This window comes from Dactylosporangium sp. NPDC000521 (assembly GCF_042898305.1).
GTDB lineage: Bacteria > Actinomycetota > Actinomycetes > Mycobacteriales > Micromonosporaceae > Dactylosporangium.
In genome coordinates, this window is sequence record NZ_JBIAYW010000026.1 from 47,229 (window position 1) to 61,266 (window position 14,038).

Here is a 14,038-nt window from a genome sequence, read left to right on the forward strand (position 1 = left end):
GCGCCGAGACGGCGCTTCCTCGGAAGACCGCCACCTCCGCCGGGCGAACCGGCGGAGGTGGCAGGCAGAGTCTGCTGGCTCAAGGAGAGTCCTGTCAGGCCAGGTTCTTGATGGAGGCGGCGACCTTGGTCTGGACCGACTCGGGCAGCGGGGCGTAGCCCAGCTTCTCGAGCTGAGCCTGGCCGGCGGCGCTCACGGTGTAGCCCAGGAAGCCCTTGACCAGGTCGAGCTTGTCGGCCGGGGTGCCCTTGCTGCAGACGATCTCGTAGGTCACCAGGATGATCGGGTAGGCCCCGGCCTCCTTGGTGGCGTAGTCGATCGAGAGCTTCAGGTCGTCGCCGGTACCGGTGATCTTGGCGCCCGCGACGGTCTTGCCGGCCGCGGCACCGGTCAGCGCGGTGAACTCACCGGCGCCGTTGTAGATCTTGGCGGTGGCGAGGGAGTTGACCTTGGCGAACGACCACTCGACGTAGCCGATCGCGCCGGGCGCCTTCTTGATCGCGCCCGCGACGCCGTCGGAGCCCTTCTCGGCCTGGCCGCCGGTCGCCTTCCAGACCTTGTCCTTGCCGAAGGTCCAGGTGCCGGCCGCGGCCTTGTCCAGGTAGCCCGTGAAGTTCTCGGTGGTGCCCGAGGACTCCTGGCGGTGGATCGCGTTGATCGGGGTCGACGGGAGCGTCGCGCTCGGGTTGTCGGCCTTGATGGCGGCGTCGTCCCACTTGGTGATCTGGCCACCGAAGATCTTGGCGAGGGTCTCCGGCTTGAGCTGGAGGTCCTTGACACCGTCGAGGTTGTAGGCGATGGCGATCGGGCCCGTGACCATCGGCAGGTTGAGCGCCGGGTTGCCGCCGCAGCGCGCGGTGGCCTTGGTGGTCTCGTCGCCGTCCTTGAGGGCCGAGTCGGAGCCCGCGAAGTCGGCCGTGCCACCCGAGAAGGCGGTGATACCGGCACCGGAGCCGGTGCCCTGGTAGTCGATCTTGGCGTCGGTGCACTTCAGCTGGTACGCCTTGATCCACTCGTCCATCGCGTTCTTCTGCGCGGACGAGCCCTGGGCCGTCAGCGAGCCCTTGGCGCAGGTGATGTCGGACGCCGCGGTGCTGCCACCGCCGGTGCCCGGCGTGCTGGGGGTCTCGTTGTTGTCCGAGCCGCACGCGGTGAGCGCCAGCGTCGCGGTGAGCGCGATGCCGGCCATGATGCCGTGCCGCTTGAAGTTCACTGCGGTCCCTTCGTCGGGGTACTGCCGACGGGGGTCGTCGACTGAAAGCGACGCTAAGAGCGCTAGGTAACCGGTCCTCCGGAGCCGGATGAACGCACGGTGAACAGGTGCTTCGGGGAAGGTGACGCCTGGTCGGAGGACAGTTTGCCAATGAGTGAACTGCCCACTGGAGATAGTCGGTGCCCGTTTTGCGTCAGCCGGCGAGTGGCGGCATGGCGGCCTGCGGCCCGGACCGCTGGAAGCTCAGGTCCATGGCCCAGCTTTTGCGTCAGCCGGCGAGTGGCGGCATGCCGGCCTGCGGCCCGGACCGCTGGAAGCTCACGTCCATGGCCCAGCGCACGAACCCCAGCCGCTGGTACAGCGCCACGGCCCGCCGGTTCTCCTCGTCGACGTACAGCATGACCTGCGACAGCCCGCGCGAGCGGAGGTGCCAGAGCCCGGCGAGGGTCAGCGCGCGGCCCAGCCCGCCGCCGTGCGCGCCGGGCGCGACGCCCAGCACGTAGACCTCGCCGATCTGATCGTGCACGTGTGCCTCGGGCTCACCGTGGACCTTGGTCCAGTGGAAGCCGACCAGCTCGCCGCCACTGTCACGCCCTCCGGGCAGCTTGCCGCCACTGTCACGCCCTCCGGGCAGCTCGCCGTTGTCGTGCTCTTCCGGCGGGTCGTGGCGGAACGCCAGGAGGAAGCCGGCCGGGTCGAACCAGGGCTCCCGCACCCGTACTCGCAGGTCGTCGAGGGTCCACTTGCCCTGCTCGGGATGGTCGGCGAAGGCCGCCGCGTTGACCGCGAGCCAGGCGGCGTCGTCCTCACCCGGGCGGAACGCGCGCAGGGTCACCCCGTCGGGCAGCGCCACCTCGTCCAGCGGCGCGAACAGCGACCGCCGCAGCTGCAGCAGCACCCGTGCCCGGTCGAAGCCGAGGCGGATCGCGAGGGCGGAGGCCGACGGGTGGTCGCCGTGCGCCCACAGCCGCAGCCGGCCGCCGGAGCGCTCGTCGGCGACCGCGATCGCCGCCTCGGCGAGCGCCCGCCCGATCCCGCGCCGCCGGTGCTGCGGGTGTACTGCCAGCTCGGCCGAGGCACCCGCGACCGCGTCGGTCGTGTCGACGTGCGCATACCCCACGACGGTGCCGGCGGCGTCGCGCGCCAGCAGGTGCACCGCCTGCGTCTCACCCCCGTGCCGCAGGTGCAGCACGACGTGCTCCGACAGCGGCAGCGCCCCGTCGGTGTCGCCGGCGGCCTGGCTCAGCGCGAGCACCTGGTCGACCTGCGTGGTGGAGAGGTGGTCCAGCTGCTCGACGGTCACGGGCCAAGCCTAGAGCAGACCCTTACCGCACAGCCTCGTGCGGCGGCCTCGTACGGTGGCCCCGTGTGGTGGTCAGACCCTTACCGGCTCCGACTCGTGCAGCGGGCGGGCCGGCGGGACCACGAACTTGTAGCCGACCTGACGCACCGTGCCGATCATCGACTCGTACTCCGAGCCGAGCTTCGCGCGCAGGCGCCGCACGTGCACGTCGACCGTGCGGGTGCCGCCGAAGTAGTCATAGCCCCAGACCTCGCGCAGCAGCTGGTCGCGGGTGAAGACCCGGCCCGGGTGCTGGGCCAGGAACTTGAGCAGCTCGAACTCCTTGTAGGTGAGGTCGAGCGGGCGACCTTTGAGCTTCGCCGCGTAGGTGTCGGGGTCGATCGTCAGCTCGCCGGCCTTGATCATGCCGCCGCTCGCGGCCGCGGCCGAGTTGAGCCGGCCGACACCCAGCCGCAGCCGGGCCTCGATCTCGGCGGGGCCGGCGCTGGCCAGGACGACGTCGTCGAGGCCCCAGTCGGCGTGCAGCGCGACGAGGCCGGCCTCGGTCACCACCGCCAGCAGGGGGACGCCCAGGCCGGTCGCGTGCAGCATCCGGCAGGTCGCGCGGGCATCGGCCAGCTCGGTGCGGGCGTCGACGATCACGGCGTCCGGGCTCGGGCCGCTCATCAGGGTGCGGACGTCGCGCGGGGCGATGCGCACCGTGTGGGGCAGCAGGTCGAGGCCGGGCAAGACCACCTGGCCCGCGGGAGCCGCGGTCAGCAGCAGGATCTCCACGAGTCACCTCCGCGGCTCTGTTTCGTCCCGGCCACACTGACGGGAGGTTGTGGGGGGTATCTCCGCCCTAGAATATCGGAGTACTCATCGTTTGCGACCAGCGGCGATCCAGATCGGGACAGTCGGCTGAGCCACACTCCACCGTTCCTCGCCGCATGCTATGCGCGATTTCCTCATCCCGGTGGGGGCCGGGTGGGGGGAGTTCTGGCACCATCGGGGCGTGCCCGCTACCCCGCCCTCCGCCGAGAACCACGCCGAGGACCGCGGCGCCTGGCCTTCGGCCGCCGATGAGGCGCCCCGGCGCAGGCGCCGGGAGCAGGCCGACGTCCCGGACAGTCCCGAGACACCGGAGCGTGTGCCCCCGGTGCGGCGCATGGTCTCCCTCGGTATCGCCGGGTTCGCGGCCCTGCTGACCGTCGGGCTCGTCGTCGGCGCGCAGACCAGGCACGAGTCCTACGCGGTGGTGATCTTCGGCGTGCAGGTGCTGTTCGTCGGCGTCTGGATCATCGCCAGCCGGCCGCCGGCCCCGCGCGTCGTCGCCGCCGTCGGCATCGCGGTCGCCATCGGCACCGACGTCGCCGCGGTCCTGACCCGCCCGGCGTCCCTCGCGCCGCTGGCGTACGTCACCGCGGCCGGGTTCATCGTCGGCGTCGTCGGCCAGCTCACCCGCCCCGCGGGGCGCCAGCGGGTCACCGAGTCGCTCGGCTCCTCGCTCGTCGTCACCCTCGGCGTCGTGGCCTTCGCCAGCGTGATCGTCCTCGGCCGGATCCCGAGCGGCACGCAGGCGATCGTCGCCTGCCTCGCCGCCGCCGGCATCGCCATCGTGGTCGCCCGGGTCACCGACGCGATCGTCGCGCTGCCCCGCATCGCGCCGCAGGTCCCGCGCGGCGGCGCCGGTGTCGTGCTCGGCGCGATGGTCGGCACCGCCGCCGCCGGCGCGATCGGCAACGTGCTCGAGGGCATCATGCCGCTGCAGAGCGCCCTCGCCGGCCTGGCCACCGCCATCGTCGCCGTCATGGTGGACCTGTCGGTCGGCTATGCCGAGGCCAGCCGCATGATCGACGGTGACGAGCCCGCCATGTACCTCGCCCGCCACATCCAGGGGCCGATGGGGGCCTTCGCCTTCGCCGCGCCCGCCGCCTACCTCGCCAGCACGCTGTTACTGCTCTAGTCGTGTCGCAGCTCGTGTCGCAGCGGCCTCCCTGGTTGCGAAGGTAGGAAATCCTGGAGGCTGGGTACGTGCCGGTAACACCCCCACCCGGGGCGCGGAAGGAGTGCTGTGGCGAGCAGAGGCGCCAAGATCGGCATCGTGCTGGTCGTGCTGGCGGTCGTCCTGGTCGGCGTGCTCTTCGTCGCGGACCGGATCGCGGCGAGCACCGCGCGGGACCGCATCACCGACGAGACCCGCAAGCAGCTCGCGGCCAACTCCGTCACCTATGAGGGCGGCCCCTCGGTGAAGATCGCCGGCTTCCCGTTCCTCACCCAGGTGCTCGCGGGGGAGTACGAGAAGATCAGCATCGCCCTGAGCAAGCCGCAGATCGACAACGTGAAGCTCGAGACGCTCACCGTCGACGCCAAGGCGGTCAAGGCCGACGCGCGCGACCTGATGAACGGCCGGGGTGAGGTGGTCGCCGGCGAGGTCATCGGCCGGGCCACCATGACCTGGGACAACGTCCGGAAGCTGCTGGAGTTCAGCAACCTGCCGCAGGGCGTGGACCCCTCCGCCGTCGACGTGAAGGTGGTCAACAACAAGATCGAGCTGCGGATCCCGTTCGCGTACCAGGGGTTCAAGGTCACGATCATCGCCAACGGCGGCATGGTCGTCGAGTCGGGCAAGGTCCGGCTCAAGCTCGACTCGGTCACCACCGACCAGGGCAACCTGCCGAAGTTCGTCAACGACCTCATCCAGGCCAACAAGAACCGGCTCCAGGTCACCGTCAAGCTGCCGGGCCTCCCGTACAACCTGGTGATCAACTCCGCGGAGACGACCGACGCGGGGCTCCGCGTCATCGCCTCGGCGAAGGACGTTCCCCTTTCCGGGCAGTGATCAGGTCCAACAGGCGGACAGTGACCAAGCGGACCCTGGGATGACACCTCAGGCGGTGCTAGGCTGCCTGACCATGAGCATGCTGCTCACCAGACGGCGCGCGGTCGACCTGTGCCGCGTGGCCACCTGCCTGTGTTGCCGCCCCTAGTGGTGCGGCCCTGCAGCGTGCTCGACTAACGGCTCGAGGCAGCGGCGCCCCAGACCGATGGGTCTGGCGGGCGATTTCCCAGTCCGCGGCAGTTTTCAGACCCATCGCCGAAACCGTGATCCGTCCCCTCGGGTCGCGCGCGGCGTGGTGCACACCCCGACCCGTGTGCCGACTCGACCCACCCCAAATCGTTCCCTGGGAGAGAAAACACTCATGAGTCGCGAGAGCGCACTGGTCACGGCCGACTGGGCCGAGCAGAACATCGGTGCCGACAACGTGGTCTTCGTCGAGGTCGACGAGGACACCGCCGCCTACGACGGCGGCCACATCGCCGGTGCGGTCAAGATCAACTGGAAGACCGAGCTGCAGGACCAGGTCCGCCGGGACTTCGTCAACAAGGAGCAGTTCGAGGCCCTGCTGTCCAGCAAGGGCATCGGCAACGACGACAAGGTCGTCCTCTACGGCGGCAACAACAACTGGTTCGCCGCCTACGCGTACTGGTACTTCAAGCTGTACGGCCACGGCGACGTCAAGCTGCTCGACGGCGGCCGCAAGAAGTGGGAGCTCGACGGGCGCCCGCTGACCAAGGACGAGGTCAGCCGCCCCGCCACCACGTATGTCGCGGCGCACGACCAGGACCTGTCGATCCGCGCGTTCCGCGACGACGCGGTCAAGGCGATCGGCGTGCTGAACCTCGTCGACGTCCGCTCGCCCGACGAGTTCGCGGGTCGTCTCCTCGCCCCCGCTCACCTCCCGCAGGAGCAGGCGCAGCGTCCGGGCCACATCCCGACCGCCGTGTCGGTGCCGTGGAGCAAGGCGGCCAACGAGGACGGCACCTTCAAGTCCGACGACGAGCTGCGCGAGATCTACGCCGCCGCCGGCCTCGACGACAGCAAGGCGACCATCGCCTACTGCCGCATCGGCGAGCGCTCCTCGCACACCTGGTTCGTGCTCAAGGAGATCCTCGGGCACAGCGATGTGCGCAACTACGACGGTTCCTGGACCGAGTACGGCTCCCTCGTCGGTGTCCCCGTCGCCATCGGCGACGAGCCCGGCAACGCGTGAAAGGCAGAGCATCATGAGTGTTGCTGACAGCTGCGGCGCCCCCGAGCAGAGCGCGCCGATCCCCGCCTCTGTGGACGTCGAGAAGGAAACCGTCATCACGGGCGTCGTGAGCTCCGGCGACGGCCCCGTCGGCGGTGCCTACGTACGCCTGCTCGACGCGACCGGCGAGTTCACCGCCGAGGTCGTCACGTCGCCGGCCGGGCAGTTCCGGTTCTTCGCCGCGCCCGGCAACTGGACGCTGCGGGCCCTGTCCCGCCAGGGCAACGGTGACGCGAACCTCGCCGCCGGCCGTGGCATCAACGAGGTCGCGGTCGCGGTCGCCTGACCTTCGCACGCACCGTGCCGCCGCTCTCCGGGCCCAACCCCGGAGGGCGGCGGCATTTTTCGGCGCAGTGCGGCGGCATTTGGTGGCGGTGTGCCGGCCTGCGAGGATTGCCGCCGTGAAACGTCGCTGGATCATCGCCGTCACGGTGGCCTGGGCCCTCGTGGTGGCCGGCCTGGCCTACTTCTCCTCGCGCCACGGCACGCCGACGTCCCGCGACCAGACCACGATCGCGCAGGGCCTGCCCATCGTCGACGGAGCGCTCGGCCGCATCGCCGCCGCGCTCGACCCGGCCACCTCCGTCACGGCGCTCGGCGGCTACACGCGCGTCGACCGCAGCTGCCGGGTCACCTCCGCCCGCGAGGGCACCCGTTTCGAGCGGGTGCTGCTGGTGTACGTGAAGCAGGGCACCGAGCCCGACGTCCTCGACCGGATCAAGGCGGCCCTGCCCGCCTCCTACGACGCCCACCTCGTGAGCGGCCCGAGCAACCACTCGCTGAGCGCCGACGCCGGCGGGTTCGTCTCGGTGCGCGGCAGCGTCATCCAGCCGGGGCAGCTGCGCTTCATCGGCGACACCGGCTGCCGGGTCCAGGACGCCGCGGTCGAGGAGGCGACCCCGCAGTCGCAGACCGCCAACCGCGCGCCCGTCCAGGCCGTCCTCGACACCCTGAAGCAGACCGCGTCGCAGTGGCGGACCCACCGGGTCACCTGCCCCGGCGGCGGCACCCTGTGGACCGTCGAGGCCGTCACCACCGGCGACGGCGCCGCGTCCCGCGCCACGGTCCCGGCCTCCGCGGTCGTGCTCGACGAGCCGAAGCTCTTCGCCTTCCGTGCCGGTGAGGCGGGTGTCGCCCTGCGCGTCGACGGCAGCGAGCTGCACATCACCTCGACGGCCGGCTGCTAGCCGGGCACACGGGCGGCCGCGCTCCCGGAAGGCCCTCTCGACGCGGTACACGAGCGGCCGTGCGCTCCCGGAGCGCCTTCTCGACGCGGTACATGAGCGGCCGCGTCCGCCTGGAGTGCCTTGTCGACTCGGTACATGAGCGGCTGTGCCCGCCTGGAGTGCCTTGTCGGCTCAGTAGACGAGCGCCTGCGCGCCCTCCTGGAGGGCTTCCTCCACGAAGACGGCGGCGCCGGCGATGCGGATGCCGGGGATGACGTCGTCCGGACCGATGCCGCGACGGGCGGCGCACTGGGTGCACAGCGTGACCGTGCCGCCCGCCAGCAGCGCGTCCAGCAGGTCGGCGAGCGGCGCCGCGTGCGGCAGCTCGAACTGCGCCGCCCGGCCCGGCAGCGCGAACCACGCCGACTCCCCGGTCAGCCAGAGCGAGGTGGCGGCGCCGCCGGCGAGCGCGGTCGCGGCCACGGTGAAGGCCTGCGAGCAGCGTTCCGGGGCGTCCGAGCCGGCGGTTGTCTTGATGACCAGAGAGCGTGCCATGACTCGCAGCATAGGATTCGGGGGATGGTTACCGAGATCGGGTTCGTCAGCTTGCTGGTCGCCGGGATGGGCGCCCTCGCAGGCGGGCTGATCTATCTCGCGGTGAGGGTGTCGAGGGGGCGTTGGTGACAGACATGCAGCCGCCATGGGCTGGGTTGGCCCAGGTCGGGGAGTACCCGTACGAGGAGACGCACGACCTGCGGGTCGGCCCGGACCTCCATCCCGCGCTGCTCGGGCTGCTGCCGCTGGTCGGGGTGTGGCGCGGGCGCGGCCAGGGCGACTACCCGACGATCGAGGGCTTCCACTACGCGCAGGAGATCCGCTTCAGCCACGACGGGCGGCCGTTCCTGTTCTACGAGTCGCGCGCCTGGGTGATCGACGTCGACGGCAACCCGATCAAGCCCAGCAACCGGGAGACCGGCTGGTGGCGGCCGGTGCTCGCGGACGGCAAGGCGACCGACGAGGTCGAGGTGCTGCTCAGCCAGCCGACCGGGATCATGGAGCTCTACATCGGCCAGGCCAAGGGCACCACGCAGTGGCAGATGGCCACCGACGCGGTGGTCCGCACGTCGACCGCCAAGGAGGTCCGCGGCGCCCAGCGGCTCTACGGGATCGTCGAGGGGGCGCTGCTCTACGCGTTCGACCTCGCCGCCGTCGGCCAGCCGCTCCAGCCGCACCTGTCCGCCCGCCTGGAGCGCGTCGCGGGCTGAGCCGCGCGTTAATCTGAACGTCGTGGGTTTCGATGATCTGGCCGCAGTGCTCCGGTCGCGGGGCCTGCGGCTGACCGCGCCCCGGCAGCTCGTGCTCGAGTCGGTCTACCGGCTGCGCCACGCGACGCCCGACCAGATCCACGCCGACGTCAGCGAGCGCGCCGCCGGGGTCAACATCACCACCGTCTACCGCACGCTGGAGCTCCTCGAGGAGCTCCAGCTGGTGACGCACGCGCACCTGTCGCACGGCGCGCCCACCTATCACCCGCTCGGCGAGCACCAGCACGCCCACCTCGTGTGCCGGGGCTGCGGCGACGTGCAGGAGCTGCCGTCACCCATGCTCGAGGGCCTCGCCGAGGACCTGCGCACCACCCGCGGCTTCCGCCTCGACATCGGCCACGTGGCCCTGTTCGGCGTGTGCGGCAGCTGCGGTTCCGAAGAGGAGTAGCCCCGTGAAGCCAGTTACCGTGGCGTCCATCGATCCCTCGTCTGCCGACGGCGCCGCAGTCGCGCACTACGGCGACCCGAGCCGCGAGCAGAAGATCCTCGACACCGAGGCCGGGCTGGTCGACCGCTCGCACCGCGATGTCCTGGCCGTGCCCGGCGCCGACCGGCTGACCTGGCTGCACAGCCTCACCACCCAGCACCTGACCGGCCTGGCCCCGATGAGCGGCTCGGAGCTGCTCGTGCTGTCGCCGCACGGGCACGTGGAGCACCACGCGATGCTCGTCGACGACGGCACGGCCACGTGGCTGGACCTGGAGCCCGGCGCCGGTGCGGGCCTGCTGACGTTCCTGTCGCGGATGATCTTCATGATGCGGGTCGAGCCCGCCGACGTGACCGCCGACCGGGCGGTGCTGTCGATCGTCGGCCCGCACACCGACGACGCGCTGCGGACGCTCGGCGTCTCGCTCGCCGCGCCCGACGTGGTGCCCGTGCCGCCGGCGAAGTTCGCGACCGGGGTGGTGCCGCCCCGGCCGACCGCCCGCTACGCGGCGGCCGCGCTGCCGGCGTTCGACGGGCTCGTCCGCCGGGTGGAGGGCGGCGCGGACCTCATCGTGCCCCGGTCCGCGGTGCCCGACCTGGTCGAGGCCGTGCGGCTCCCACCGGCCGGGATCTGGGCCTACGAGGCGCTGCGGGTCGCGGCGCGGCGCCCCCGGTTCGGCTTCGAGACCGACCACAAGACCCTGCCCGCGGAGGTCGGCTGGACGGCGCACGCCGTACACCTGGAAAAGGGCTGCTATCGGGGGCAGGAGACGATCTCCCGGGTGCACCACCTCGGCCGGCCGCCGCGCAAGCTGGTGCTGCTGCACCTGGACGGCATGGCCACCGACGAGCTCCCCGCGCCGCACACCGAGGTGGTCCGGGACGGCTGGGCGGTCGGGTTCGTCGGCACCGCCGCCCGCCACTACGAGCTCGGCCAGATCGCGCTCGCCGTCGTCCGGCAGAACGTCACCACCGACGACGGCAGTCAATTGCAGGTGGGCCCGTCCACGGCCGCGATCGACCCGCTGTAGAAAGAGCCATGACAACAACGACGTTGATCACGGTGGCGCCCACCGGCGCCGAATCGAGCAAGGCCGACGTGCCAGCGCTGCCGGTGACCCTGGACGAGCTGGTCACGACCGGCAAGGAGTGCCAGGCGGTGGGTGCCTCGGTCATCCACGTGCACCTGCGCGACGACGACGCCCGGCCGACCCTCGACCTCGGCCGGCTCAAGGAGGCCGTCGCCGCGCTGCGGGCCGAGACCGACCTCATCGTCCAGCTCTCCAGCGGCGGCGCGGTCACCGACCCGGAGTCCGACCGGCTGCGCGTCCTCGACGCCGGGCCGGACATGGCCTCCTGCACGATGGGCACGGTCAACTTCGGCGACGACGTGTTCCTCAACCGGTGGTCGTTCATCGTCGAGCTGCACACCCGCATGCGTGACCAGGGGATCGTCCCCGAGTACGAGATCTTCGACCTCGGCCAGCTCACCGCGCTGCGGCGCCTGCTCGACAAGCACGGGCTGCCCGCCGGCGGCCACGTCCACCTCGACCTGGTCATGGGCGTGCCCGGCGGGATGCCCGCCACCGCCGAGGCCCTGGTCGCCTGCGTGCAGGCGATGCGCGACCTGCCGTCCAGCACCACGTTCTCCGCCACCGGCATCGGCCGCGGCACGCTGCCGGTCCTGCTCGCGTCGCTGTCGGCGGGCGGGCACCTGCGGGTCGGCATGGAGGACACCGTCACCTACGCCAAGGGCGCGCCGGTGGAGAGCAACGCGCAGCTCGTCGCGAGGGCCTCCGCCTTCGCCCGGCTCGCCCAGCGCCCCCCGATGACCCCGTCCGACGCCCGCGCGCTGCTGGGGATCCGCGCATGAGCGACCTGTATCCGGGCCGCTCGCGGAGGGCGAGCGCAGCGGAGGTGGCGGCATGAGCGACCTGTACCTGGGTGGGGAGCCGCTTGCGGAGGTCGAGCGCAGCGGGTTCGTGGAGAGCCGGCACAGCGGGTCCGCCGTCGTGCTGGACGCCACCGGCGAGGTCACGGCGTGGGCCGGTGACGTGCTCGGCCCGGTCTTCCCGCGCTCGTCCAACAAGCCCATGCAGGCGGTGGGGATGCTGGCGGCCGGGCTCACCGCGACGCCGGCCGAGCTCGCGATCATCTCGGCCAGCCATCGCGGTCAGCCCGCGCATGTGGCGTCGGTACGAGGTGTGCTCGCCGCCATCCCGCCCTCAGCGCTCGGCTGCCCACCGGACTACCCGCTGTCCGACGACGCCCGCGACGCCGTGGTCAGGGCGGGCGGGGAGCGGTCGCCGCTGTTCATGAACTGCTCGGGCAAGCACGCGGGGATGCTGCGCACCTGCGCGGCCAACGGCTGGCCCCTCGCCGGCTACCTGGACCCGGCGCACCCCGTGCAGGTGGCGATCCGCGATGGTGTCGAATCCCTCGCCGGTGAGCCGGCCGCGGCGGTCGGCGTCGACGGGTGCGGCGCGCCGCTGCTCGCGGTGTCGCTGCGGGGGCTGGCTTCGGCGTTCCTCCAGCTGGTGTCGGCCCCGGCCGGCTCCCACCCGCGCCTGGTCGCGGACGCCATGCGCGCCCACCCCGACCTGGTCTCCGGCACCGACGCCGACGGGCACGACACGCAGCTCATGCGGGCGTTCCCCACGCTGCTGTCGAAGATCGGCGCCGAGGGCGTGATGGCGGCGGCGGTCCCCGGCGTCGGCGCGGTGGCCCTGAAGATCGACGACGGTGCGGCGCGGCCGCGACTGCCCGTGCTGAGCGCGGGGTTCGCCCGGCTGGGCTTTTCGCTGGGTGACTTTTCGGACATGCCGGTCATGGGCGGTGGCGTGCGAGTAGGTTCGGTCCGGGCAGTCTGGTGAGTAGCTTCACGCTAGCTGGAGTTAGCAGTTTGCTTGCAACAGTTAGCAGGGCGAGCTACGGTCGGTGATGTGACTGAAGAGCCGCGCGACCTGGGTGGGTTCATCCGTGACCTGCGCCGCAACGCGCGCATCTCGCTCCGCCAGCTTGCCGAGCAGGCCGGCGTCAGCAACCCGTACCTCAGTCAGATCGAGCGTGGCCTGCGGAAACCGAGCGCCGAGGTGCTCGCGCAGCTCGCGAGTGCACTGCGGGTGTCGACCCCGCTGATGTACCTGCGGGCCGGCCTGCTCGAGCGCGAGGGGCACGACGTGCTGGCCGCGATCGCTGCGGACAGTGATCTCACCACCGCCCAGAAACAGTCGCTCACACAGATCTACGAGACCTTCCGGCGCGAGAACTCGCGCAGCGATGCCGACGGCGCCGCCTCGGGGGCGGGGCTCGACGCCGACCCGGCACCACCGACGAAGCCAGAGGAGCCAACATGACCACCAGCACCACCACCCGCAAGATTCCCACCCCGCTCTATGCCGCCGCCGGCGCCGGTGACCTGGCCTACGAGCAGCTGCGCAAGCTGCCCGCGCAGGTCGCCCAGCTGCGCGCCCGGGTCGAGGAGCTGCGCCCGGCGGTCGCCGAGACCAACCTCCGCGCCGACCTGACCGTGGCCGCCGACCGGCTGCGCGACGCGGCCCGTCGCAACACCACGTCGCTGCTCGCCGGTGCTCAGGTCGCGCAGGACCGCGCGCTCGCCGTGTACACCGAACTCGTGAACCGTGGCGAGAAGGTCGTCGCCGGCGGCCGCACCGCCGAGGCCAAGATCGAGATCGCGCCGGCCACGAAGACCGTGACCACCGAGGTCGCCGTCACGCCCACCCCGGCCGACATCGCGCCGGCCGTGTCGCCCGCGGCCACCGAGCCGTCCGACGAGGCCGCCGCGCCGGCCCCCGCGAAGAAGGTCGCGGCGAAGAAGACCGCCGCCGCCAAGAAGTAACGGGAGTTTGTCGGGAGCCCTCCGGACCGTCTCGCACGGGCCGGGGGGCTTCGGCATAAGCTCGGGGGATGGTGACTGCAGTGCCGGTGTTCTACAACAGAGTCGAGCTGTACATCGACCTGACGGTGTGGATCTTCTGCCTGGTGCTCGGCGCCGCGGCGTTGCTGCACTGCCTGGTCCAGCGGGCCGACGCGTTCCCCGCCATCGGCACGATGTCCAAGACTGTCTGGCTGGCCATGAACGGTGGCGGCCTGCTGCTCACTGCCCTCGCGCCGCAGCTGCGCATGGGCTACCTCAGCATCTTCCTGCTCATCTCCGCGGGCATCTTCGCCGTGTACCTGCTCGACATCAGACCCGCGCTACGAGACGCCGTCGACGGCCACGGCTCCTGGTGATGGCGGCCGGGATGACGGCTGCCCCGGCGGCCGCTTCTTCCGGTGCGCCCACGGCTTCGGCGGCTGAGCCGGTGGCTGGGTCAGTGCCCGTTACGCCGGTGGCTGAGCCGGTGGCTGGGGCGGTGCCTGTTACGGCGGTTGCGCCGGTGCCCGTGACGGTCGTTGCGCCGGTGGCTGGGGCGGCGGCGGCTGAGCCGGTGGCTGGGTCAGTGCCCGTTACGCCGGTGGCTGAGCCGGTGGCTGGGGCGGTGCCTGTTACGGCGGTTGCGCCGGTGCCC

General features: G+C 71.7%; 18 protein-coding genes and 1 pseudogene. 15 read left to right on the forward strand and 4 right to left on the reverse strand.

Annotated elements, in window-relative coordinates; genetic code table 11:
• Window positions 1-94: 94 nt before the first annotated feature.
• The 3 genes from pstS to ACFY3L_RS46850 all read right to left on the reverse strand — a co-directional run bounded on the left by pstS (window position 95) and on the right by ACFY3L_RS46850 (window position 3,290).
• The gene (pstS, locus tag ACFY3L_RS46840) at window positions 95-1,213 is read right to left on the reverse strand and encodes a phosphate ABC transporter substrate-binding protein PstS (RefSeq protein WP_389340038.1); all 1,119 of its coding nucleotides are present in this window, start codon (window positions 1,211-1,213) and stop codon (window positions 95-97) included.
• 268 nt (window positions 1,214-1,481) lie between these two features.
• Window positions 1,482-2,516 carry a mycothiol synthase gene (mshD, locus tag ACFY3L_RS46845; RefSeq protein WP_389340040.1) on the reverse strand — a complete coding sequence of 345 codons (1,035 nt, stop codon included), beginning with the start codon at window positions 2,514-2,516 and terminating at the stop codon, window positions 1,482-1,484.
• A gap of 72 nt (window positions 2,517-2,588) precedes the next feature.
• Window positions 2,589-3,290, reverse strand: a complete 702-nt coding sequence (locus tag ACFY3L_RS46850) for a winged-helix domain-containing protein (protein ID WP_389340042.1) — start codon at window positions 3,288-3,290, stop codon at window positions 2,589-2,591.
• 220 nt (window positions 3,291-3,510) lie between these two features.
• Between ACFY3L_RS46850 and ACFY3L_RS46855 the strand changes: the two genes are divergently transcribed.
• The 6 genes from ACFY3L_RS46855 to ACFY3L_RS46880 all read left to right on the forward strand — a co-directional run bounded on the left by ACFY3L_RS46855 (window position 3,511) and on the right by ACFY3L_RS46880 (window position 7,776).
• Window positions 3,511-4,461 carry a hypothetical protein gene (locus ACFY3L_RS46855; RefSeq protein ID WP_389340044.1) on the forward strand — a complete coding sequence of 317 codons (951 nt, stop codon included), beginning with the start codon at window positions 3,511-3,513 and terminating at the stop codon, window positions 4,459-4,461.
• A gap of 108 nt (window positions 4,462-4,569) precedes the next feature.
• Complete coding sequence (locus ACFY3L_RS46860) at window positions 4,570-5,337, forward strand: DUF2993 domain-containing protein (RefSeq protein WP_389340046.1); 768 nt, start codon at window positions 4,570-4,572, stop codon at window positions 5,335-5,337.
• A gap of 79 nt (window positions 5,338-5,416) precedes the next feature.
• Entirely contained in the window at window positions 5,417-5,485 is a 69-nt protein-coding gene (locus ACFY3L_RS46865) for a putative leader peptide (protein WP_313900978.1), read from the forward strand.
• A gap of 213 nt (window positions 5,486-5,698) precedes the next feature.
• A complete protein-coding gene (locus tag ACFY3L_RS46870) occupies window positions 5,699-6,550 on the forward strand; it encodes a sulfurtransferase (protein WP_389340048.1) in 852 nt (283 codons plus the stop codon).
• A gap of 13 nt (window positions 6,551-6,563) precedes the next feature.
• Window positions 6,564-6,875 carry a DUF1416 domain-containing protein gene (locus ACFY3L_RS46875; protein WP_389340050.1) on the forward strand — a complete coding sequence of 104 codons (312 nt, stop codon included), beginning with the start codon at window positions 6,564-6,566 and terminating at the stop codon, window positions 6,873-6,875.
• 115 nt (window positions 6,876-6,990) lie between these two features.
• Window positions 6,991-7,776, forward strand: a complete 786-nt coding sequence (locus ACFY3L_RS46880) for a hypothetical protein (protein ID WP_389340052.1) — start codon at window positions 6,991-6,993, stop codon at window positions 7,774-7,776.
• Window positions 7,777-7,947: 171 nt separating this feature from the next.
• Here ACFY3L_RS46880 and ACFY3L_RS46885 read toward each other — a convergent pair whose 3' ends face one another.
• Window positions 7,948-8,322, reverse strand: a complete 375-nt coding sequence (locus ACFY3L_RS46885; RefSeq protein WP_389340054.1) for a DsrE family protein — start codon at window positions 8,320-8,322, stop codon at window positions 7,948-7,950.
• Between the two features lie 12 nt (window positions 8,323-8,334).
• On the opposite strand from ACFY3L_RS46885, the gene mtfM reads away from it, so the two are divergent.
• The 9 genes and pseudogenes from mtfM to ACFY3L_RS46930 all read left to right on the forward strand — a co-directional run bounded on the left by mtfM (window position 8,335) and on the right by ACFY3L_RS46930 (window position 13,760).
• On the forward strand, window positions 8,335-8,439 hold the full coding sequence (gene mtfM, locus ACFY3L_RS46890; protein ID WP_033363477.1) for a small membrane protein MtfM: 105 nt from the start codon (window positions 8,335-8,337) through the stop codon (window positions 8,437-8,439).
• Between the two features lie 5 nt (window positions 8,440-8,444).
• Complete coding sequence (locus tag ACFY3L_RS46895; RefSeq protein ID WP_389340056.1) at window positions 8,445-9,020, forward strand: FABP family protein; 576 nt, start codon at window positions 8,445-8,447, stop codon at window positions 9,018-9,020.
• A gap of 22 nt (window positions 9,021-9,042) precedes the next feature.
• Window positions 9,043-9,468: a Fur family transcriptional regulator gene (locus ACFY3L_RS46900; protein ID WP_389340058.1), complete on the forward strand. Its 426-nt coding sequence runs from the start codon at window positions 9,043-9,045 to the stop codon at window positions 9,466-9,468.
• A 4-nt stretch (window positions 9,469-9,472) separates the two neighbouring features.
• Window positions 9,473-10,537: a YgfZ/GcvT domain-containing protein gene (locus tag ACFY3L_RS46905; protein ID WP_389340060.1), complete on the forward strand. Its 1,065-nt coding sequence runs from the start codon at window positions 9,473-9,475 to the stop codon at window positions 10,535-10,537.
• An 8-nt stretch (window positions 10,538-10,545) separates the two neighbouring features.
• Window positions 10,546-11,379 carry a 3-keto-5-aminohexanoate cleavage protein gene (locus tag ACFY3L_RS46910; protein WP_389340062.1) on the forward strand — a complete coding sequence of 278 codons (834 nt, stop codon included), beginning with the start codon at window positions 10,546-10,548 and terminating at the stop codon, window positions 11,377-11,379.
• A 52-nt stretch (window positions 11,380-11,431) separates the two neighbouring features.
• The gene (locus tag ACFY3L_RS46915) at window positions 11,432-12,379 is read left to right on the forward strand and encodes an asparaginase (RefSeq protein WP_389340064.1); all 948 of its coding nucleotides are present in this window, start codon (window positions 11,432-11,434) and stop codon (window positions 12,377-12,379) included.
• Between the two features lie 69 nt (window positions 12,380-12,448).
• Window positions 12,449-12,841, forward strand: a pseudogene (locus ACFY3L_RS46920) (helix-turn-helix domain-containing protein); the annotation flags it as partial.
• A gap of 17 nt (window positions 12,842-12,858) precedes the next feature.
• Window positions 12,859-13,365, forward strand: coding sequence for a hypothetical protein (locus ACFY3L_RS46925; protein WP_389340066.1), 507 nt, complete (start codon window positions 12,859-12,861; stop codon window positions 13,363-13,365).
• Window positions 13,366-13,433: 68 nt separating this feature from the next.
• Window positions 13,434-13,760: a DUF2516 family protein gene (locus tag ACFY3L_RS46930; RefSeq protein ID WP_389340068.1), complete on the forward strand. Its 327-nt coding sequence runs from the start codon at window positions 13,434-13,436 to the stop codon at window positions 13,758-13,760.
• Window positions 13,761-14,038 lie beyond the last annotated feature (278 nt).